The sequence below is a fragment of the Fibrisoma montanum genome (genome assembly GCF_003583365.1).
Lineage (GTDB): Bacteria > Bacteroidota > Bacteroidia > Cytophagales > Spirosomataceae > Fibrisoma > Fibrisoma montanum.
Genome location: NZ_QXED01000001.1, coordinates 797,873 through 818,523, shown reverse-complemented (window position 1 = coordinate 818,523; position 20,651 = coordinate 797,873). Strand labels below are relative to the sequence as shown.

The following is a 20,651-nucleotide window of genomic DNA, read 5'->3' as shown; positions in this document are numbered from 1 at the left end:
GGCTACCACCCTACTCCAACGCATGGCACAACCAACCACCTCGCCCCGCCAAAATACCATCCGTCGGCCCGAACGAGTTCGTCCAAAAGAGCCGTCGTTCGACTGGGCGGCTGCTTTCGACCGCTGGCTGACCGATCAGCGATCCACCCTTACATTCGGGGTGTTGCTCATGCTGCTGGGCATTGGGCTGCTGGTCGCCTTTGTGTCGTATCTGATCAATGGACCCGCCGACCAGAGTGTCGTGAGTTCGGCAGGGGCCGGGTCGCTGGCCGAAACCGGTGCTGAAACCAAGAACTGGGTGGGGTTACTGGGAGCCTACGTAGCCCATGCGTTCGTGTTTCGCTGGTTCGGCATTGGGGCGCTTGGCTTTCCCGTGATTGTGTTTCTGGCCGGTTTCAAGCTGACGTTCGGGCGGGAGCCGCTGCCACTGGGCCGCACGACCGCCGGATTGTTGTTTGCGTCGGTATGGATCAGTCTGCTGACCGGGTATTTTGTGCTGGCAACCGACTCCGTGCAGGCCAGCAGTGTCTGGTGCGGAGGAGTAGGGTATGAGCTGAACGTAATGCTTTACAGTCTGTTTGGCTGGGGTAATCTGGCGATTATCGTCTTCCTGCTGTTCGGCTTCGTTGTTTATTTCTTCAACATCCGCAGTCTGAAGTTGCCGACTGTATCCATGCCTTCGCGCCCGGAATCGTCTCGTGCGCAAAAGTACACTCAGCCGGATGATACGTTGCAGACGTACGACGAATCGGATGCGGATGATCAGCCTGATGAAGCTAGTACGGAGGTAGAGCCGGCTGTTGAGCCCGGTTACGTACCCCCCCCGACGGTCAACGGGCATACGAATGGTACGGCGCCATCTGCTGAAGATGAGCAGCCTGAAACCCCTGCGCCCGACGTAATTGCGAAGAGCACCGGCGTTACGTTGACGATCAAAAATCCGGCGGCTGTAGTCGATACGCCCACCGGGGAGTTAAGTACAACTCCGGCGCCGGCTTTCGAACCGGATCCGTTCGAAGATGACGATCTGGCCGCGGTGCACGGTCTCTATGACCCGACGCTTGAGCTGGCTCAGTATCAGTATCCCACGCTTGAACTGCTGACTGAGTACCAGAACAACCGTAAAGCGCAGGTGTCGGACGATGAACTGACGGCCAACAAAGTCCGGATTGAAACCACCCTGCGGAACTTCGGAATCGAGATCGACAGCATTCAGGCGTCGATTGGTCCGACCGTTACGTTGTATGAAATCGTACCGGCCAAAGGCGTTCGTATTTCCAAGATCAAGAGCCTCGAAGACGACATCGCCCTGAGTTTGTCGGCGCTGGGTATCCGGATTATTGCACCGATGCCGGGTATGGGAACCATCGGGATCGAGGTACCCAACAAGAACCGCGAGATGGTGTCGATGCGCTCAATGATCATGAGCGATGTGTTCGCCAACAGTAAGTATGATCTGCCGGTGGTGCTGGGTAAAACGATCTCAAATGAAATTTACATAGCCGATCTGGCCAAGATGCCGCACTTGCTCATGGCCGGGGCAACGGGCCAGGGTAAATCCGTGGGTCTGAACGTACTGCTGACGTCGCTGATTTACAAAAAGCACCCCTCGCAATTAAAACTGGTGCTGGTTGACCCCAAGAAAGTGGAGTTGACCTTGTTTAACAAGATTGAGCGGCACTTTCTGGCCAAGCTGCCGGACGCCGAAGAGCCGATCATCACGGACACCAAGAAGGTTGTCAACACGCTCAACTCGCTGTGTATCGAGATGGACAACCGCTATAATCTGCTGAAAGATGCGGGTTGCCGCAACATCAAGGAATACAACGCGAAGTTTACCAAGCGCCGGTTGAATCCGGAGAAAGGACACCGGTATCTGCCTTATATCGTGCTGATCATCGACGAGCTGGCCGATCTGATGATGACCGCCGGCAAGGAGGTTGAGCAGCCCATTGCCCGTCTGGCGCAGTTGGCACGGGCCATCGGCATTCACCTGGTTGTGGCTACGCAGCGGCCGTCGGTGAACGTAATTACCGGTCTGATCAAGGCCAACTTCCCCGCCCGGTTGTCGTTCAAGGTAACGTCCAAGATTGACTCCCGCACGATTCTGGATACGGGGGGAGCCGAGCAACTGGTCGGGATGGGGGATATGCTGCTGTCGTCGAACTCCGATCTGATCCGGTTGCAGTGCCCGTTTGTGGATACGAACGAGATCGAAGAGATCTGCGAGTTTGTCGGTAATCAGCGCGGCTTCGACGATGCGTACAACCTGCCCGAGTTCGTGGGTGACGACGGGGGCGCTGCCGACGATAAAGATGTGGACCTGGGTCAGCGCGATCCAATGTTCGACGAAGCCGCCCGGTTGATCGTGATTCACCAGCAGGGCAGTACGTCGTTGATTCAGCGAAAGTTGAAGCTCGGCTACAACCGCGCCGGCCGGCTTGTCGATCAGCTCGAAGCGGCTAAAATCGTGGGGCCGTTCGAAGGAAGCAAAGCCCGCGACGTGCTGGTGCAGGATCTTCAAACGCTGGAAGACATACTACGTCGACTCAAGGGTGAATAATTCCGCTCCCGAAGTTGTTATGGCTTCGGGGCTGTCGTCCCGCACCGGTATCGTTAAACTTTTTCCGGCCGGTCTGGTCTAACTACTGAAACGAATTGCCAACTTTGGCGGCAATTTGGCTAATCCAAATTCTAAAATGATAGGTAATATGATACAGAAAGCAGCCCTGCTGCTTGGTTTAGTGGCCATGATGGCATTGCCTGCATCGGCCCAGAAAGACAAACGTGCGCAGGATATTCTGGATGCAATGAGCAAAAAATATAAAGCCCTGAAAAGCTACCAGGCTGCGTTTACGTACACCAGTGCCGGGGGCGGAGCCAGCGAAACCCTGAAAGGCGATCTGACAGTCAAAGACGCCAAATTTCGGCTGAACCTGGGTGGGCAGGAGGTGTTCAACGATGGTAAGACGATGTACACCTACATCAAGGAGTCCAACGAAGTGAACGTACAGGACTACGACGGCAGCGCTACCAACGAACTGAACCCAACCCAGATTTACACCATCTACAAGCGTGGCTTCGATTACCGGTTTCTTAAAGAACAGAAGCAGGGTGGTCGTACGCTGGAGGTGATTGAATTAAAACCCAACCGCGACAAGAGCCAGATTGCCAGCATTCAGATTTCGGTCGATAAGGCGGACAAATCGGTGCGAAACTGGGTGATCATCAATAAGGACGGAAAGCGCACGACCTACAACATCACGAAATTTGCGCCGAACGTTAACGTAACGGACAGTTATTTTGCTTTCGATAAAGCAAAGTACCCCGGCGTTGAAGTAGTGGACCTGCGCTAAGGAAAAAAGAAAAAAACGGTGCCGGGATACGTAGTATCAAACTGCGTATCCCGGCACCGTTTGCTGGTTTATACTTTCTGCCCGAAAGCCAGGTCACCCGCGTCGCCGAGCCCGGGAACAATATAAAAGTGGTCGTTGAGGTGATCGTCAATAGCCCCCAGCCATAAGTGACACTGCGGGAGCCGTTCCTGCACATAGGCGATTCCTTCGGGACTGGCCAGCACGGCCGCGATGTGGGTCTGTGCCGGAATACCGTACCGAAGCAGCGCATGATACACTTTTTCGAGCGAACGGCCCGTCGCCAGCATCGGATCGCTCAGGATTAGCGTTTTGCCGCTCAGATCCGGACTGCTGATGTAATCCATCGCAATCTCAAATTCGTCGTTCGACCCAAGTGCGTAGCCCCGATACGCCCCCGCAAAGGCATTTTCGGCCTGATCAAAAAAGTTGGTAAACCCTTGATGAAAAGGTAATCCAGCGCGTAAAATTGTCGCTAAAACCGGCTGTTGGCGCGGTAATTGCGTTTTAGATACGCCGAGTGGAGTAGGAACGTTGACGTTGTGGTAGGGTAGCGTTTTTGATATTTCATACGCCATTAATTCCCCTAACCGTTCCAGGTTTCGGCGGAAACGGAGCCGGTCCTGCTGAACCGAAACGTCGCGTAATTCGGCAATAAACTGATTCGCTATTGAAGGTTGCTTCGTAAAAACAAACATGATGGCCCGGTCTTTCGGTGTAAATTAGCCGCATGGCTGGCGTATATCCAAACCAAATACCTAATTTGTGGGTCATATGGAGCCGATAGCGAAAAAGAACGTTGTGAAAGGAATCAGCCGGTAACGTATATGCGAAGAATAGTTTACGTTTTCAGTTTTATAGTATTTGCACTTCCGGCCTGGGCCCAAAGCCCGTTTGCACCCCTCAATAGTGATTATTATCATCTGATCGACCGGATCGAGATTCGGCGGAACCGATGGGCGGAGGGGTTTCACAGCACCATAAAACCGTATAGCCGGCAGAGCATTATCCAACTGACCGATAGCCTGGCTCAGAGTGGTGATCGTCCCTTATCGGATACGGACTATTTCAACTACAACTACCTGCGCGACGACAGTTGGGAGTGGGTACCTTCGCCGGCCGATACGCTGGCGCTCGATCCGTTTACCAAGCATTTACTCCCTCCTCCTTCGCCCGGCGATAGCCGTCGGCCGTTTTTGAAACACTTTTACCGCAAAAAAGCCGATTTTTATAATTTTCAGAATGCCGATGTCGATCTGCACGTGAACCCGGTGTTTTATTTCGGGATGGGAAACGAACAGGTAACGGGACTGAGTGATACCGAGCCTAAACGAGACGGGCAGCCGTTTGTGAATACGAGGGGGCTCGAAGTGCGGGGATCGATCAGCCGACGGCTGGGCTTTTACACGTTTTTTGCGGATAACCAGGCCATCTTCCCCCGCTACGTCGACGACTACGCCCGACTCTATCGCCGTCCCGATCAGGGCGTTGGCTTTGCTCCGGGCGAAGGATTAGCCAAGCAGTATCGCACAACCGGAGCCGACTTTCTGACGGCCCGGGGCTACATTACGTTCAATGCCTTAAAGGTCATCAACATCCAGTTTGGGCACGACCGGAACTTCATCGGCAATGGGTTTCGCTCCATGCTGCTGTCGGACAATAGCGCTCCGTATATGTTCCTGAAGTTTTCGACCCGCATCGGACGTAATATTCAGTATACCAATCTGTTCACGCAGCTACAGAATACCGAGCGACCCGTAGCGGCCGACTCGCTGATTCCGCAGAAGTTTGCGGCCATGCACCACCTGAGTATCAACATAACCCCGAATATTAACGTAGGGGTGTTCGAAGCCGAGGTGTTCAGCCGCGACCGGCTGGATTTAAGCTACCTGAACCCGATCATCCTGTATCGGTACGTTGAGTCATACCGCGGCAGCGCCGATAACGCACTGATTGGCATTGATTTCAAGGCCAATTTCTTGTCGCATTTTCAGTTTTACAGCCAGTTCATACTCGACGAATTCCTGATCGATAGTCTGCGTAAAGGGCAAGGTTCCGTAACTAACAAGTTTGCGTTGCAGGCGGGCCTGAAATACATCGATGCCTTAACGATTCCCAATCTGGACCTTCAGGCTGAATTGAATCTGGCTCGTCCATACACGTACTCACACAAAACCGGACAGACCAGCTATACGCACTACAACCAGCCCCTGGCTCACCCACTGGGCGCTAATTTTATTGAAGGCATTGGCGTTGTACGCTACCAGAACAAAAAGCTGTTCATCAACGGTACGTTTGGCATCATGAAGTTTGGTACGGATCCCCCCAACCGTAACTACGGCGGAAACGTTATGAAAGACTACCGGCAGGCGTTTCGACAAGAAGGTAATTTCATAGGGCAGGGGCGCACGACCATGGTAACGTATGCCGATGCACGGGTGTCGTATATGTTTCGTCACAATGTGTTTGTGGAGGGCCGGTATCTGTACCGTTTCCAGGATAGTCAGTTCAATGAGAACGACTACGTGAATCGGGTGGCCAGTCTGGCTCTGCGCTGGAATTTCGGTTATCGCAGTCCGGTCTTTTAGAAAGTTTTCGGGTTTTGGTTCATGGTTATTGCGGCCAAGTAGGCAACTTTGCCGGCGCTACGGTTTTTCAGACAGAAAACCGTAAACTGAAAACGCATAGAAATGCTCGACATCATACGCCAGGAACTGACCGAAGCGCAGTCGGTTCTGGATACATTCATCAACGATCCTGCTAACCTTACCGCCATCGAAGCGGCTGCCCGGCTCATGGCCGACGCGCTGCAGACCGGTCATAAAATTATTTCGTGCGGAAACGGCGGCTCCCACTGCGATGCTATGCACTTTGCGGAGGAGCTATCGGGCCGATACCGCGAAAATCGCCGGTCACTGGCAGCCATTGCCATCTCCGACGTAAGCCACCTGTCCTGCGTCGGCAACGACTACGGTTATGATTATGTCTTCTCCCGGTTCGTTGAAGGACTCGGCAACGCGGGCGACGTACTGCTCGGTATCAGCACCAGCGGCAATTCGGCCAATGTCATCCAGGCTGTAGAAACGGCCCGCCAGAAAGGCATGACCATTGTCCTGCTGACCGGGAAGAACGGCGGTAAACTGGCTGGCCAGGCCGACGTTGAGATCCGGGTGCCGCATTTTGGGTACGCCGACCGCATTCAGGAAATTCATATCAAGGTCATTCACCTGCTGATTTTGCTGATCGAGAAACAGGTGATCGGGCAGTAATCATCAGGGTTTTCTGGCGACAACCATGGCCCGGCTGGGGATGGTCCGGTAGTGAACAACCTTGTGCGGCTTAAGTCCGGCGGCCGTTTGCCAGTGCTTAATCTCATCAATCAGGTAGTTTCCCGCGGTGCTGCTCAGTCCGTAGAAAAGGTCGGTGCTGCTACCGACAAGGTCCGGTTTGGTGGTAATGTCCGGCCGGATAAACTCATTCACGATGAATACGCCACCGGAGCGCAGGGCCTTCGCCACTTTATTCGTAACGAGTTGATTCTGTTCCGGCGTAAAATGGTGGGCCAGGCTGGACAGTAACACAATGTCGAACTGATCGGTCCCGAAATCGTCGGTCAGGGCGTTGCCGGGCTGGTAGCCGACGCGGTCGCCCATGCCTTGCCGGGCCAGAAACGGAGCCGACTGTTCAATGGCCGGAGGTAAGTCAAGGATGGTTGAGCGCAAGGCCGGGAGTTTCCGACACAGCACAACCGAATGCTGGCCGTGTGAACCGCCAATATCGAGCATTCGCGTTGCCGATTTAGGTACGGGTGCGCGCCGGCCAAATTCCCGGGCTTCGGTGCCCGTAGCCGCCACCATAGCCTGCTGGTAGTACGCCCACTGCTCCTTGGAAAGCGTTTCGTGGTATTGAATGCCCTGGCCGGTTTTCAGGTAGTCGCCCAGATGGCTCATCCACTCCCATACAACCCGGTTGTTGAAAACCATCATGCCATGTACCGACATCGCATCGTCTTTGAGTACAAACCGACGGGCCATGCGCGTCAGGGCAAACCGCCCATTCTCGTAGTGGAAATAGTCCAGCGCCGTCAGCAGGCCCATCAGCTCCCCGAGGGCTTTGGGGTGTAACTGTAGGTGAGCGGCCAGTTCATCGACCGACTGAGGTTTATCTTTCATTGCCTCGAAAACACCCTTATCGGAGGCTTCCAGCACGGCCTTGGCCACAACCGGCATAATCTGAGCGTGAAGCAGCGGAACAGGGACAAGATTGGCTTTTAGGGCAAACCACTCGACTGGATTTTCGGGCGTTATGGTCAGTTGCATGAATAGCTGAAACAAATACTATTCAGACATAACTGTTTTTGGCACCAAACGGCTTAGCGGCTTACTCTTCGGTAGTAAAAACGGTAATCCGACTCATCCGGCCCAGTTCTCCCGATCCAGGCTCCGGTACTGAATCGCTTCGGCGAGGTGCTCGATGCGAATCTCCTCCGTGCCGGCCAGATCGGCGATGGTACGCGACACTTTGCTCCAATAAAATATTTGTAGAGTTCATTCAACCAATGCTTTTACTAGGCAATCCCGAACATCATTATAATATTGTATATTAACCTTTGTAATCATTTCGTCTGACAGGTCATTCAATTGACGGCGAGCGTTAAGAGGAAATAGTAAAGTCGATGCACCTTTTTCGACAGCTAGTTCGGCTATGGTGATAGCATTATAGACTGGATCAATTGATCCACCCAGATTTAGTTGCCCTACAATAGCCATTCCGCCCCGAACGCTACGTCCCAGCGTGGTACTACATAGTGCTATCAGCACACCAACCCCCAGACTGCTTCCACTGCGGGCGGAATCAAACGCACGAAGTTGAACAGAGTATTCGTGCGAACGTGGGTCTCGGTCGCCGATAAGTTCCTTAGCTCGATTATATAGATTCTGCTCGGCAAACCGAACACTTTCCTGAAAGGGAGGAGGAGTGGGCTTGTTTAAAATTCGTACGCCATTACCCGGTCCAACGGTTGATTCTACTTTAAACAGTCCGGCAGGCTCATCAACTGTTCCAGTGCTGATTGTCCATACTGAGCCAGGTGGTTGTGGGTCTTCTCCAATGGTTGTTTCACTGTGTAGCTCAGGAGTAGCTACAAATGTTTCGACTCCCTCAGGAAGAAGCCGGTAACTGAAATGAGTGCTTCTAAACTCAGCAGACCCAATCCTCTTCTGCTGCTCCTTTACCCTACGACGATATTCCAGCGCTACTTGCACCGCCCAGGCTAACTCCTCGTCCGTAATGTGGGCATCTGGATTAGGTTGCATAAGTTTGAGTAGCCCGTTCATTGTCTTGTGGATTGCTGTAGTGTCACGTCCACTCAGTGCTCCACCAAAATCTAATCGAGGTAAAATGCTCGATAAACGACTGACGTCGCGCAAGCGGGTCCAGCTTTCGGCCAGGAAGTCGCTGACCAGACCAAAATGCGTAGTGAAGTAGTGGCGGTTTAGTTTAGGAAAATCCCAGCCAGGCACAAAGGCATGAATGCGATCCATGAAGGCGGTGTCATCACGCATTTCGGGAGGCAAGGGGCCAAAAAGATGACTAATGCGCTGCTGATGTTCTATATCTACGTCAAAGTTACCAACCATGACAATCCCTCCATCAGCTCGAATCGGCTCTTTGCCCCGGCTAAACTCGCCACTTTCCATGTAACCCTTCATGATGTTGACTCCGTCTTTCTGATCGAACGACACGCCAGATACTTCATCGAAACAGACAACATCATATTTGCACACGAGACCCCGTTCGCCGGAAGCCATATTCACGAACATCCGGGCTACGGTTGTTTTGCCACCGGATACCAGATGTGAGTAAGGCGACAACTGTTGGTAAAGGTGTGATTTACCTGTGCCGCGTGGCCCTAGTTCAACCGCGTTGTAATTGCGTTCAACAAACGGGATCATGCGCACCAGCAGCACATTCTTAGCCCGTTCGCTTAACGTCGCTGGCTCAAAACCGACGCTGCGGATTAAGAAGTCACGCCAGTCAGACCAGGTGAATTGACTACGACCTTTGTATAGAATCGCCAGTACGTTTCGTTGAGAAAGTTGAATAGGCCGAATACTATCAATGCCGAACGGACGACCACCGTTTTCCTGTGCAATTGTAGCGTCGTAGGTCAGTTCGACTTCGGCGTAAAAGCCGCCTGTAAGCATTCGATCATTGGCGTTAACCAACTCTGGAGAAATCCGGACCGTATTCAGCATTAAACTTGGCAGCGTGGCTACGTAGCTGTCAGTTCGTGGGTCGAGCCGGGCGGTCAGGTTATCAATGAGCCGGATAGAACCTTTCTCACGAGCTTTCGACTTAACGTACTCTTCCTCGCCCGGCCGTACAGTACGATCCTGCAATTGCCGCCGAACAATTTCCAGTCCCTGCTGCATTTCTGTTTCGTCGGTGGTAGCGCAGTAGCGGCCAAGCAGAAACTCAATGACGTAGGTTGGAATAGGGTACGTTTTGCGAAACGGCTCCAGTAAATCTTTGCGAACAATATAGCCCTCGAATGCACGGGCCGCTATCTGGTCAATTGAATCTAATTCCATTAGTACATTAGCCACCCACGGTGGTTAATTGTTTGGCCACGATCTGGTCAGCTTCGTTCAGCAAGATAAGCTGCACGGCCTTGCCTTCTTCAGCGTCATCAACAAAAATGTTTCCTTTGTTAGCACGGACGGTGGGTAACTCAGCCGATACAACCACGCTGCTACTGGCATCCGTCAGTTTGGTACGCATATCCAGCCGATAACCGTCCCGGGCGTTTTCGGTCTCAACTACGCAACGCATACCCACCCAACGGACTGCCCTAATTAGAGCGGGCTTTACGGGCTGAGCGTTGGCTGATTCAATTCGGAGCATTGGAACAAAGCACTCCTGAAGCGACAACCCGCCGTGAGCGTATACTTCGTTGGCTTTGAAAAACGAGACACCTGGTGCGTAGGCTACAAACAAACTGGGGTTCCAACGCCAGGGTAACTGCAATAAGCTAGTTTTGGCCCCTTCTTTAACCACGGCGCATCGGCCCCAGCGGGTTTCGGTAAGGTGGGCTGGTAAGTCTGCTTTGGGCAGACCACCGGGCAAGAGTAGCCAGCCGTGGTCCGTAACCAGGGTTACCTGTTGGACACCCCGTGCTAAAATCCCATCCAGCGTTTCGCGGAGTTGGTCGAATAACTCATCAACCCGGCGCACCATGTCGACTCCTTCCTCATGCCCCTTGCGATCAATGTCGCCAATCTCCTGCCAGCCCTGCTGCTCGGCCGGAAGTGTGCTGGTATTCGTTACGTAGGCAAAGCCCTGACGCGTTAACTCTGTGCGGAAGTTGGCTGTTGTCAGCGCCTTGCCGGATGTCGCCAATGCCGGTCTAAACTCTTCGAACGAACTATTTGGATCAATGGCTTCGGCGACGGGCGAAACGGCAGGCTTCGCTGTGGGTGTCAGGCTGGGCAGGGCCGACCAACCGTCGGTTAGTTCAACGCGGTAACCCGCTCCCCGTAAGCGCTCAACAAAGTCAACAGCCAGTTCGTAACGTAACGCATCGACAAACAAGACAAAGTCTCCTGCGCCAGCGTGGGCAGGTGGGTTTGTCAAGGCAGTGGCGTCCTGTGCCAGTAACGCCTGAAATTTTACCGCAAGGTTTTCCAGCCACGGCCGGTAAAGAGCATTGATGATGCCATTGACGGCCTCACGGTCGGACAGGCTCCGTACGCTGGCCAAGGCTTGCCGCATAGCGCGGTCGGCCCGGTGGCCGGTTTGGCGATAATACGCCTGCATATCGGCTAAGGTTTGCGCCGGAAAAGGAGCCGTGGCGACATCGGCCATCTGGCTGAGATGTTGCACGGCGGTGGCCAGCGGAGCCTGACCCAGCTCTGCCCAGACCCAACGCTGACGGTGTGCATGGTCGCGGGCGAGGGTGGCTAATTGATCAACCGCTGCCATGACAGGCTGACTGGGTAGGGTGAGGAGTTGAACACGAAGCTCGTCCTCGGCCAGTTTATTGACCACCGGCCAGCTTTCAGCGGTGCCGTTGGTGGGTTTGCCGTCGGGAAGAGCTTGTTGCAGGAGAAGAGCAATAGCCGGAAACTTACGGGGGGCGTTGGCATAGTACTGCCAGACTGCCGACCAGTTGCCCCGTTGTTCGCCTAACTGCCGGGCGACCTCGACCATCTGACCGTTCACCGGCTCGACTCCGTAGCGGCTTCGGCAGACTTTAGCGAACAAAATACGTTTGTCGGGCGGAAGTTGATTTAAATACGGCTCGCCTTCATTCAACCACGACAGTATGCCCGGCACAACATCGGGGAGAAGCCGGTCATATAGAAAATCAGCATCAATAATGGTTCGGTCGTAAGCCGAACGATCTTCCAGGAAGAGAGAAGGTAAGGCACTGGTGAGTGTTTCGCGCGTGGCATGGTCGGTAGCGACGCGCAGGCCCAGGCCGTTTTGAGCGTTGGTTAGCAGGGCCAGTACAGTCCACTCTTTACCGTTTTCCTGTAACCAGACAGTACCGGTGTACAGGTACTCAACCAGCGGACGCAGTTCAGGTGAAACTGGCTTTTGAGGCCGGAGCATCTGTCGTGATACGCCGGGTAAGTAAATCACTGGTATTTGCTCGGCTGGCCAATCAGCTTCAGGTAAGGTACGGCCGACTAAGCACTTGAGGTAGATGGCCGGGCCTTGTAGTTGCTGGGGGACGTAATGGCCCAGCCGTATCAGCCCGGGCCGGTGTTGCTGCACCTGGTCAATAACGGGCTCCCACTGCCGATCGGGGTCGGGCCAGAGAATGACCTCCGGCCGAACCATTACATTTACATTATGCTGTTCGGCCAGCCGAAGGCCGTTCAGAATACGTTGCAGTAGGGAATCGGGCATCAATCTATACGGTGTTGACAGATGCCAAAAATACGGAAAGGTGTTCAAACGAACCCCGAAGGCGTGGACATCACCGGCAAAAAAAAGTTTTTATGGGAAAGCGAATCAGGGTTTTGGTTTGGGCTTAATCGGGCAAACCGGACGTCCAAACTCATCTTTACTGCATTTCGCTTCCAGCAGTAAAAGTTCTGTACCTTCAAGTTCAGCTGTCATGGCAAAACTGCCGTCATTGAATTCTGCCATTGTTTTGGTTGTTATGGGGTACAACTCAAAGTCGATGTTGTGTACAACTACCTTATAGTCATCAATCGTCAAATCGCTGTATTTGGACAATATTTCTTTAGCGATTCCTTCCAATGCTTGTTGCAATTTATCCATACTTAAAACATGTGTTTAAAGTGTTTTTATTACCAGAGTTTTGTAGATAGCTAAATCGATTGGTAGACTATTTAGGGTGAAGTTCGGAATAGTTGTAGCACCAGCCGCGAAAAGGGCGCCTAAATAGTGAAAAAAAGCAAGAGCTTCTTGGGCAGTTTCAAATTGTAATTCCTCTGTATTAGCAACTATGTAATGCGTATTATCTCCAATTTTGTATTTCTTAGGTACGATATCTGACTTCCGAACCAAAATTTCCTGTGCTGGATGAGCTGAATCCGGTTTTACAATGCCATAAATATACCTCGCTTTATGACGTGCTTCGGGTAGGTGTTTGCTCCCTTTTTCTACTTGACGGTAAATAAAATTATAGGTTAAAGTCCCGGTGATATCTGCCTGAATATTAGGGTAAATTACTGTAAAATAGTCTATTTTGAGGTCTGCAATGGCCAATGGCTTACCTGTGTCGTCGAACAGAGACTTATATTTTGTGAATCGAACTGGCTGCGCCCAATCGTCACTCAAAGCATAATCAACTGATACTACAACGTTTCCGCTTAAATCAAAACCCTGTCCGCTTTCCTGACGTAATATTAGCTTATTTTCGGCGAGTGTACCTGACAGTTTAATAACCCGACTCGATAGATCTAAAGCCGTTTCTAGTTTATCTGTGAAGCCAACACTGCCACCTGCCCCTAGTTGAAGGTTACTTCCTGTAACTCTTGAATTGTTTGTTGTGCTTTTATCTAATGTTGACTGCTCGTTTGTGGCTGTAACTGTTTGAGTTTGTGGTGCAGTACCTTCCACCAGGTTAGCTACTCTAACGTCTTTACCAGTATCCGAGTCCTCGGTAGTGCCACCACCCGTTAAGGAAATAGTACTGCCTCCTCCTGCATTTACATTGAGGGTGGCATTCCATTGTTGGGACGACGTTACTTTACCTAAATTTAGGGTTAGGTAATCAGTTACAAATTTATCCCAAGAATCAAACGAAGCTTTGCTGTTTTGTGCCAAATCAACTTCCAATTCCAGGTAATCAACTCGATCACCTTTCTTGTTAAGGGTGACACTTAGCCCATTACTTGACGGAGTCGCATGCTGCCGATTGACGGTAAAAACAAGAGCCTTTTTTATTGTTTTAGGAATGATTTTAACATTTGGTTTGATCACATCTTTGGTAAAAGAAAAATTCTTATTCAATTGAGCTGTTAACGCTGTCAGGCTGGATGACTTGGTTTCTAGTGATTTGATGAGTTGGGCCTGCCCTTCCGGTGATAGGCTCAGAAGATTGTAAACCGTAGTTGGAGTGGAGGCTGGAATTTCACGGATAGTTGAACTGTTTAGTTCAGTTTCCACGAAGCTTCTGCTTTTTTGGGATACCTCATCAGTGTTAGCACCTTGAATAGCCTTGTACATTTTAATGTTGTCAGTATTCCGATAGCGTTTTGCCAGATTACGGCTACCGAAAAGGCCACAGGATGAAACAGTGGCTGACATTAAGATTAATAGAGCGAAGACTATCGGATTTTTCATCACTATGTAGCAATTTCGACAGGACCATCTAACACCCCCAAACCTACGCATCATATCTCAACTCGCGCACCGGGAAAAATCCCGTTTTTTTATCCTATAAGTACTGTTTTAGACATTTTACGCTCCATCGATAAGCCGGATGTATATCATCAATTCATCGGCTTTACGTTTGGTTATTTTGTTCCACCGGGCATAGTACGCACTATGTGATTCCAGGAAGGCTTTCTTCAGCTTAGCAAACAGGCCCTTGTCTTCCTCTACTTCGCCAAAACTGTGCAAGGCGGCCTGATGGAAGTAATCTACGAACTCTTTGTGGTTGCTGCCGTCCTGATGCGCTAAAGCGGCATACGCATATAGCTGGCGGAACGGCTTCTGCCGATTTTCAGGTAATTTCCGCCCCTCGTCATGAGGGACCAAAATCCTATTTATCCGACCAGCAAAATAGCGCGTAACATAACCCTCGTCGCTGCCGTGTAACGTGACCCAATCGGGCGAAAAAGATCGGTACGCCTTGTATTGAAGCGCTTCGCCGTTGTCATGCCTAACCATAATGACTGTGCGGGCTTCGGGCATAGTGCTGACGAAGCGGACCATGGTGCCAATGGAGTGCCCAATCTGTTGCCCATCATTAGTGTTTAGGCGCAGGCAATAGCACATAAATGTTGATTCCTGTTCGTCACTACCATCAAACAGTCGTTTGGTAAACTGTAATACCAACCGTTCGCCCTCCCGCTTCATCTGGCCGAAGTACTTTTTCTGATCACCCACCATTTCAAGTGTACTATTGGCGTAAATGGTCAAAGGCATCTGGACTATCTCGAACCATTCATCTTTTCCATCGGGAGTCGTTTCGCGGGCCAGTGAATACAGTAAGTAATTACCCTTAAGCAACCGAACATCATGTTGACCAGCTAAACCCACAACCGTTTCTTCGGGCCGGACTTCAGGAAGCAATCCAGCTTTCTGAAGGATAAAAGGCGTCTCGGAGAGCAGTTCGTTGTTCGTAATGTTGGCTGTATGTTCGCCCGAAAGATATTCCCGGAGCAGCGGATATTTACTGAAGAGCGCATTTAAATCGGTCGTATAGGCTGTATTTAGTGGGATAGGATTGTCGGCCGACACTGATTTGTGATCCCATGTATCCTGGGTCTCATACATGGCAACGCGGTTCATAAAGATTTGCATACCGGCTTTCTCAGAACCACTACCGACGCCCAGATACCAGTCAGACTGCGTTGGGTGTTTCCAGAAGATCATCCGATAGCGGTGGATGCCCCACTTTATATCGTAGTCGAAAGCAAGCCACATAAGCCGTTCGTGGTAAGACCTGAACTGCCCCAGGTGACTAATACCATTGTGGTAGACGATTACTACATGCCCATCCGGGAAGATTTTTAACCTGAAATGCTCCAGTGCTTTCTCTTGTGTATGGATGAAATATCCCGCAAAGGTTTTCTGGGATAATCGATGAATAAGGGTTTTATAAGCTCCTTTGACAAACTCAGGTAGCGTATGTTTATCTTTCAGTACATATGTCTGTTGAAACAAAGCCTGACGAATCATAAGGTCCGTTTCATCATGAGCAGACGGTTGGCTAGTAGACGAACTGGTAAGCGTAGCTTTTTCAGCAGTCTCTACCTGACGCAGATATAAGGTGCCATGCATAGGGCTATGCTGTTCGGCATCAGCCGTTGTAAACGCACCTACCAAAAGTGACAAGTCTCGATCGTCACGAATGTGAAGCGTCAGGAACAGGTCGGGTGCGCCGTCCCGCCTAAATCGGGCACTAAGGTCGTACTTTCCAGGCTGGTGTTCACGTACCCAAAGTTCTCCTTCTGTTTCGACGCCATCGTGCAGCACCAGCATCACTTCCTGAGTGAACTCCTTCTTTTTGCTTGGCCTTAACTGCTTTGTGCTATTTTGCCAATTTTTGGGCAGATAGAATAGGCCTGTCACCACCGAACCGTTGAAGTTGGAAGGAGCATCCGGCACGGCTATGTTCCAATCCCAATAGTATAGCTTAAATTCGAGGAAGCGATCATTGGGTGTTGCCAGTTTAGATTGGGCTGATGCCTGGTCGGGCAGGGGGAATGAAGGAGGCACAGACAATTGCAATAACTCTTTAAAACGCTGAATCAGGGCTTCTAAAAGAACTCGGTGTGTTTCGGGCAACTGGTCTTTGCCATGGGTCTCTGGGTAAAAGGCCCGATAGAGGGTTTGTCGGGAAAAACCTTTGCCTAATCTAGCGGACAATTGAGCCCAACTTAAGGGTTTGGGCTGCTGCTCCTGGTACGTTTTAAGAAGATCCTGTACTCGTTGATACTGTCCAGCGTTTTCTTCGGCTAATGCCATGGTTGTGGGTGGATTAAGTCATAATTTCATAAATGTATATAGTCCATTTGGACAGTCCAATTGATTTATTTCATGTTGGTTGGACAGAGAAGAGTATCCCATCTGGACAGATCTACTGCATGATATTTAGATAGTTACTTAATATTCTGCTAATATGGACTAATTCAAAATAATATTTGCCTAAATGGCGTTAAAGCCGTAATATTGTTTAGTTTTTCACCTAAACAAAGTGGGCAATGCAAGCCGATCCCAAGCGTGTGATTTTTGCAGTCTGCCTGTTCATTCAGGCCCTGCATGCCTACCTGGCTTTGAAAGCGGGTGGGTTGATTTTTGGCCCATTAACTGACGATACGTATGAGATGGCCACTCTACAGTTGATACCGGGAACATTGATGGATCTGTTTCATCGGAAGTCAATGGTGCCAGCGGGCAAACTACGGAGACTATTCCACGTGTCGTCGAAGTACATCATGGGGTACTTCTTCCTGCTGATCGTAGCGCAGGTTGCCTTAGTAGTGTACGGGTCGCCGTTTACGGCCGATACAACTGAGTTCATCGCTCGTATGAGTATGGTAATCAATAGTTTCATCGCTGTCTTTTTGCTACTTAACCTGAACTGGCGCAAGCCGACACCTCCCCGTTCTACACGGGGTGTGCGTCAACCGCGTCGACCCAAAACCCCGCTCAAGCCTCGCTCAAGCCGTCCTAAGCGTGGTACAGGTTCGGGGAGTCCAATGGGTGTTTGAACTGTAGTCTGATAGCCTGGCCAGCCGCGCATATGGTTATGACCGTATGCGCGGTTTTTTACCGCTTCTCGGCCAGCGTTAGGTGCCGGTCGTTGTCGCGGATTTCGCCCCAGGGAGCGCCGGGGGCGTTGCGGCCGCGGTCGATGCCCCACTTGATGTTGGGCTTTTTGCGCAATACGTCGGCCAGCATGAACGGGCGGATGTTCAGGCGGACGCCGTCGTTGAGGTCGGGGTTCCAGCCAACGGGTTGCTCGCTGAGCTTCTTCCAGCGAACGAAGATGTCGTAGGGGGCGTCGCCTTCCAGTATGAGCATAAGCTTCTGTTGCAACTGCTGAGCAGCCAGCAGTTGACCGTCGGCTCCGCTTTCGCCGGCTTGTCGGCGGGATTCGCACTGGCGTATGTAGTCGCCGAGGTAGGTGTAGATGAGCTTTTGCAGGTTGGCGCGGGTCAGGCGGTGGTAGTTGACCAATGCGCCGAAGCCATCGCGCCGACCGTCCCAGATGTGCCAGATGAAGGGCCGGTGACCAAACAGCTTGTTGTGGCTCTCCATGAACTCGTCGCGGAGCCATTCGCCCAGCGTGGCTTTTTTGCTACCGGCCTGTTTGAGTAGCTCGCCGATGGTGTGGGCGTCGTACTCGGGGCCCCATACGGCCCGCAGGTACTCGCGCAGGCGCTCTTCGGCGGCCAGTTCGCCGTTGACGGGCGGCAGACACAGGATGCCGTCTTCGTCGGTAAGGTGGTCGTGGGGGCGGATGGCCGCGATGTGCCGATGGGCCTCGCCCGATAGCTCCATGTCGGGGTCCGACTCGGCGGGCCAGCGGTAGCCCAGCAACCGGGCCACGGCCACCTGAAGCGGGGCCGTTGACGGTATGGGGTGACCGTGGAAAAGCCACTGCGTCGGGTCGTCGGAGTAGGGTTGGGGCAGGCCGCGCGGGTACTGCTCGGCGGCCACTTTCTGCCAGTGTTCGAGGTCGAAGGGAACTTTGACCAGCGTTGCGTTGGTGACGTTCAGTTTCTGGTCAATCTTGCGGACTTCGCGGTTAAAATCGGGCGAGGAGCAGAACGCCCAAATGGCGGGCAGATGGTCAGGGTCTTTGGGAACGATAGGTGAACAGCTAATATCAAATAGTTCACCTGTGTAACGTGTGCAAGGCAAATCACGCATCATCGAAATCGTGACTCCTTGCTTATTCCAAGCGTTATCTCCCTGGATACGAGCATTGGGATTCTCGTGATGAATTTTACCATTATCAGGCCAGTAAAAGATGTTTTCTCTGCCCGAAAAGTGATCAATAGTATCAGTAGTATTTTGCAAAAAGCGCCAGTTCTTATTGCCGCTATCAACTTCCCAAAAGAAGAATCGGAAGCGTTGCGAATCGCCCCCGTGCAAACCATTAGGGGATTCGGCATACTTCTCCAACAATTCGGTTCCCTCACTATTTTCCAGCACTACCCGTATATCCGGATTCTTCAACTGACCGGTCTGATTCAGCGTTTTAACCTCGGCGGTGAGCAGGGCCGCATCTTTTTCGGCGGGGTTAGGTTGTTCGGATACGTCGATACCCCAGAACTGGCTTTGCTCGTCGGGTTTCTGGTTCGAGAGGGAAACCAAAATGGCTTTTACAACTTCGCCTGAAATCTCTTTGAACGCACCCGGCCCCAGCCGCGCTACCCAATCCCACTGCTTCAGGAGCAGCAGGCGTTTCCGAAAGTCTTTGTAGGAGGTCAGGAATAGCCAGTTCTGCGGGATGACAGTAGCCACAGTGCCGCCCCGTTCGGCCATGCGCAGCATTCGCTCCAGAAACACCGTAGCGAGGTCGTTTTTAGCGTCGGCAAAGTGGCGGGCGCAGTAGTCGGCCAGTTCGGGGGCCTGCTTGCCCCGAGCCAGGTACGGCACGTTGGTTAGTTGGAGCGTGTACTTACGGGCCAGCAGCCGCCCGGCCTCCGCAATACCCAGCGCCATAACGCCCCGCTGCCGTTGTTCGTCGGCCGTTTCATGAGCCAGAGCCGCCTGCAGCGAGGGCAGCAGTTCGCTGAACGGAGCCGTAATGGCGTTCTCGACCAGCGTAGTGGGGTCGAGCAGGCTACCCAGCGTGGGGGCTTTCTGGAACAGGTCGTACAGGTCGGCCATACCGTTGCGCAGGTGATCGCGCCGGGTTTTGTCGGCTTCGTCTACGAGCCGTATCCAGTCGTCTTTTTTGCCTACGGGCGCCAGTCCGGCGCAGGCCAGGTTGAGCCGGGGCAGGGGCCGGTAGCGCCCGCCGAGCCGCCAGGCCGCCAGGGCGAGGTTGAAGGCCGCAATCTGCGTACATCGTGGGTCCAGTTCCAGCCCGTGGATGTTGTCGGTAAGCACGGCGTCAATGGCGGCTTCGGTGGGCAGGCCCTCTTCGTGGCTGCGCAGGGCCACCAGCACCCGAAACACCTCTACCACAATATGACCCGAACCCATCGATGGGTCGAGGAACGTAATATCGGCGGCACCACCCGCCGACCCGTTTTTACCCCCCGCCCTAAAGGGGGCCTGCTGGCGCTCATATAGCTGTGCACTCGGCTGTTCATGCGCCAGCAGGCCCCCTTTAGGGCGGGGGGTATCGGGGGTAAAACGCAAATAGCGGAACGGCACGGGGCTCGGCTCATCAGGGTGGCTTGCCGTCCACCAGGCACCGATGGTGTTGTCGATAAGAAACCGCACCATATACGGTTCGGTGAAAAGCTGCGTCACGGCGGGTAGGCGGCTCCCGTCAATCTTGTCGCCCGATGCGTTGATGCGGTCCTTGGCTTCGCTTTGCCAGAACTGATACACCCAGCCCAGGGCATCGTCGGCGGTAAAGTAAGCATTGTCGAGATTATCGAGCAGCGTTTCGAGCCGGATGCGGTCTTCGGTCGCAAAGTCAACCTGCATCAGCGGATCGTCGGGCCGAAAGATAGCGGGCAGCATCAGGCTGGCGTAGTGCGCGGCCGCGGCCCATTTATCGGCATGGCCTTCTTCGGGAGCCAGTTCGTCGCAGTCTTCGAGGGTCACGGCCACACCATCGGGGTGCATCAGCAGGTCGGAGCCAATCAGGAACCGGGCAAAGAGCATCCGGTGCCAGAACTCGTAGGCCAGTTCGGCCGCGAGGTGGTCAATGCTGTGCCGGCCATCGGGCATACGTTCGTCGCCGAGGAGCCGGGCGCGGTGGCGCAGGCGGTTGCGAAGGTTGCGGTCATCGGGAGTAAGGTGGGCGTAGGGTTCGGCTTCATCGACGGCCAGGGTGTGGAGGGCGTTGCGGGCACCCGTTTCGGCCCATTGGCGGGCTTTGATACACGTTTTTTCGAGTTGGCTACGCTGAGCAGCGGACAGGTATGGCATGAACAG

At 52.7% G+C, this 20,651-nt stretch carries 13 protein-coding genes and 1 pseudogene; 5 read left to right on the top strand and 9 right to left on the bottom strand.

What is annotated here, in order from left to right:
• Nucleotides 1–22: 22 nt before the first annotated feature.
• Nucleotides 23–2,563 (top strand): FtsK/SpoIIIE family DNA translocase, encoded by a 2,541-nt coding sequence (locus tag DYU11_RS03405; RefSeq protein WP_119666222.1) that lies wholly within the window; start codon nt 23–25, stop codon nt 2,561–2,563.
• Between the two features lie 151 nt (nt 2,564–2,714).
• Complete coding sequence (lolA1, locus tag DYU11_RS03400; RefSeq protein WP_119666695.1) at nt 2,715–3,356, top strand: outer membrane lipoprotein periplasmic chaperone LolA1; 642 nt, start codon at nt 2,715–2,717, stop codon at nt 3,354–3,356.
• Between the two features lie 68 nt (nt 3,357–3,424).
• Here lolA1 and upp read toward each other — a convergent pair whose 3' ends face one another.
• Nucleotides 3,425–4,072, bottom strand: a complete 648-nt coding sequence (upp, locus tag DYU11_RS03395; protein WP_119666221.1) for a uracil phosphoribosyltransferase — start codon at nt 4,070–4,072, stop codon at nt 3,425–3,427.
• A gap of 129 nt (nt 4,073–4,201) precedes the next feature.
• Between upp and DYU11_RS03390 the strand changes: the two genes are divergently transcribed.
• Nucleotides 4,202–5,962 (top strand): hypothetical protein, encoded by a 1,761-nt coding sequence (locus tag DYU11_RS03390; RefSeq protein ID WP_119666220.1) that lies wholly within the window; start codon nt 4,202–4,204, stop codon nt 5,960–5,962.
• 102 nt (nt 5,963–6,064) lie between these two features.
• Nucleotides 6,065–6,643, top strand: coding sequence for a D-sedoheptulose 7-phosphate isomerase (gene lpcA / locus DYU11_RS03385; protein ID WP_119666219.1), 579 nt, complete (start codon nt 6,065–6,067; stop codon nt 6,641–6,643).
• 3 nt (nt 6,644–6,646) lie between these two features.
• On the opposite strand, the gene DYU11_RS03380 is transcribed toward lpcA, so the two are convergent.
• The 7 genes and pseudogenes from DYU11_RS03380 to DYU11_RS03350 all read right to left on the bottom strand — a co-directional run bounded on the left by DYU11_RS03380 (nt 6,647) and on the right by DYU11_RS03350 (nt 16,550).
• Nucleotides 6,647–7,693, bottom strand: a complete 1,047-nt coding sequence (locus DYU11_RS03380) for a class I SAM-dependent methyltransferase (protein ID WP_119666218.1) — start codon at nt 7,691–7,693, stop codon at nt 6,647–6,649.
• A gap of 93 nt (nt 7,694–7,786) precedes the next feature.
• A pseudogene (locus tag DYU11_RS03375) lies at nt 7,787–7,897 on the bottom strand (magnesium chelatase subunit ChlI family protein); the annotation flags it as partial.
• A 24-nt stretch (nt 7,898–7,921) separates the two neighbouring features.
• Nucleotides 7,922–9,967 carry a BREX system Lon protease-like protein BrxL gene (gene brxL / locus DYU11_RS03370; RefSeq protein WP_119666217.1) on the bottom strand — a complete coding sequence of 682 codons (2,046 nt, stop codon included), beginning with the start codon at nt 9,965–9,967 and terminating at the stop codon, nt 7,922–7,924.
• A gap of 7 nt (nt 9,968–9,974) precedes the next feature.
• Entirely contained in the window at nt 9,975–12,290 is a 2,316-nt protein-coding gene (gene pglZ / locus DYU11_RS03365; protein WP_119666216.1) for a BREX-1 system phosphatase PglZ type B, read from the bottom strand.
• Between the two features lie 105 nt (nt 12,291–12,395).
• The gene (locus tag DYU11_RS03360) at nt 12,396–12,668 is read right to left on the bottom strand and encodes a hypothetical protein (RefSeq protein WP_119666215.1); all 273 of its coding nucleotides are present in this window, start codon (nt 12,666–12,668) and stop codon (nt 12,396–12,398) included.
• A gap of 15 nt (nt 12,669–12,683) precedes the next feature.
• Nucleotides 12,684–14,081 carry a hypothetical protein gene (locus DYU11_RS03355; protein ID WP_119666214.1) on the bottom strand — a complete coding sequence of 466 codons (1,398 nt, stop codon included), beginning with the start codon at nt 14,079–14,081 and terminating at the stop codon, nt 12,684–12,686.
• 234 nt (nt 14,082–14,315) lie between these two features.
• Nucleotides 14,316–16,550 (bottom strand): hypothetical protein, encoded by a 2,235-nt coding sequence (locus DYU11_RS03350; protein ID WP_119666213.1) that lies wholly within the window; start codon nt 16,548–16,550, stop codon nt 14,316–14,318.
• A 236-nt stretch (nt 16,551–16,786) separates the two neighbouring features.
• Between DYU11_RS03350 and DYU11_RS03345 the strand changes: the two genes are divergently transcribed.
• Complete coding sequence (locus DYU11_RS03345) at nt 16,787–17,296, top strand: hypothetical protein (RefSeq protein ID WP_119666212.1); 510 nt, start codon at nt 16,787–16,789, stop codon at nt 17,294–17,296.
• A 58-nt stretch (nt 17,297–17,354) separates the two neighbouring features.
• On the opposite strand, the gene DYU11_RS03340 is transcribed toward DYU11_RS03345, so the two are convergent.
• Entirely contained in the window at nt 17,355–20,645 is a 3,291-nt protein-coding gene (locus DYU11_RS03340) for an Eco57I restriction-modification methylase domain-containing protein (protein WP_119666211.1), read from the bottom strand.
• Between the last annotated feature and the right edge of the window lie 6 nt (nt 20,646–20,651).

Excerpts from the sequence above, each read along its gene's own strand:
- DYU11_RS03405 (WP_119666222.1), top strand. The coding sequence starts at position 23 with ATGGCACAACCAACCACCTCGCCCCGCCAAAATACCATCCGTCGGCCC.
- upp (WP_119666221.1), bottom strand. The coding sequence starts at position 4,072 with ATGTTTGTTTTTACGAAGCAACCTTCAATAGCGAATCAGTTTATTGCC.
- DYU11_RS03390 (WP_119666220.1), top strand. The coding sequence starts at position 4,202 with ATGCGAAGAATAGTTTACGTTTTCAGTTTTATAGTATTTGCACTTCCG.
- lpcA (WP_119666219.1), top strand. The coding sequence starts at position 6,065 with ATGCTCGACATCATACGCCAGGAACTGACCGAAGCGCAGTCGGTTCTG.
- DYU11_RS03380 (WP_119666218.1), bottom strand. The coding sequence starts at position 7,693 with ATGCAACTGACCATAACGCCCGAAAATCCAGTCGAGTGGTTTGCCCTA.
- brxL (WP_119666217.1), bottom strand. The coding sequence starts at position 9,967 with ATGGAATTAGATTCAATTGACCAGATAGCGGCCCGTGCATTCGAGGGC.
- pglZ (WP_119666216.1), bottom strand. The coding sequence starts at position 12,290 with ATGCCCGATTCCCTACTGCAACGTATTCTGAACGGCCTTCGGCTGGCC.
- DYU11_RS03360 (WP_119666215.1), bottom strand. The coding sequence starts at position 12,668 with ATGGATAAATTGCAACAAGCATTGGAAGGAATCGCTAAAGAAATATTG.
- DYU11_RS03355 (WP_119666214.1), bottom strand. The coding sequence starts at position 14,081 with ATGTACAAGGCTATTCAAGGTGCTAACACTGATGAGGTATCCCAAAAA.
- DYU11_RS03350 (WP_119666213.1), bottom strand. The coding sequence starts at position 16,550 with ATGGCATTAGCCGAAGAAAACGCTGGACAGTATCAACGAGTACAGGAT.
- DYU11_RS03345 (WP_119666212.1), top strand. The coding sequence starts at position 16,787 with ATGCAAGCCGATCCCAAGCGTGTGATTTTTGCAGTCTGCCTGTTCATT.
- DYU11_RS03340 (WP_119666211.1), bottom strand. The coding sequence starts at position 20,645 with ATGCCATACCTGTCCGCTGCTCAGCGTAGCCAACTCGAAAAAACGTGT.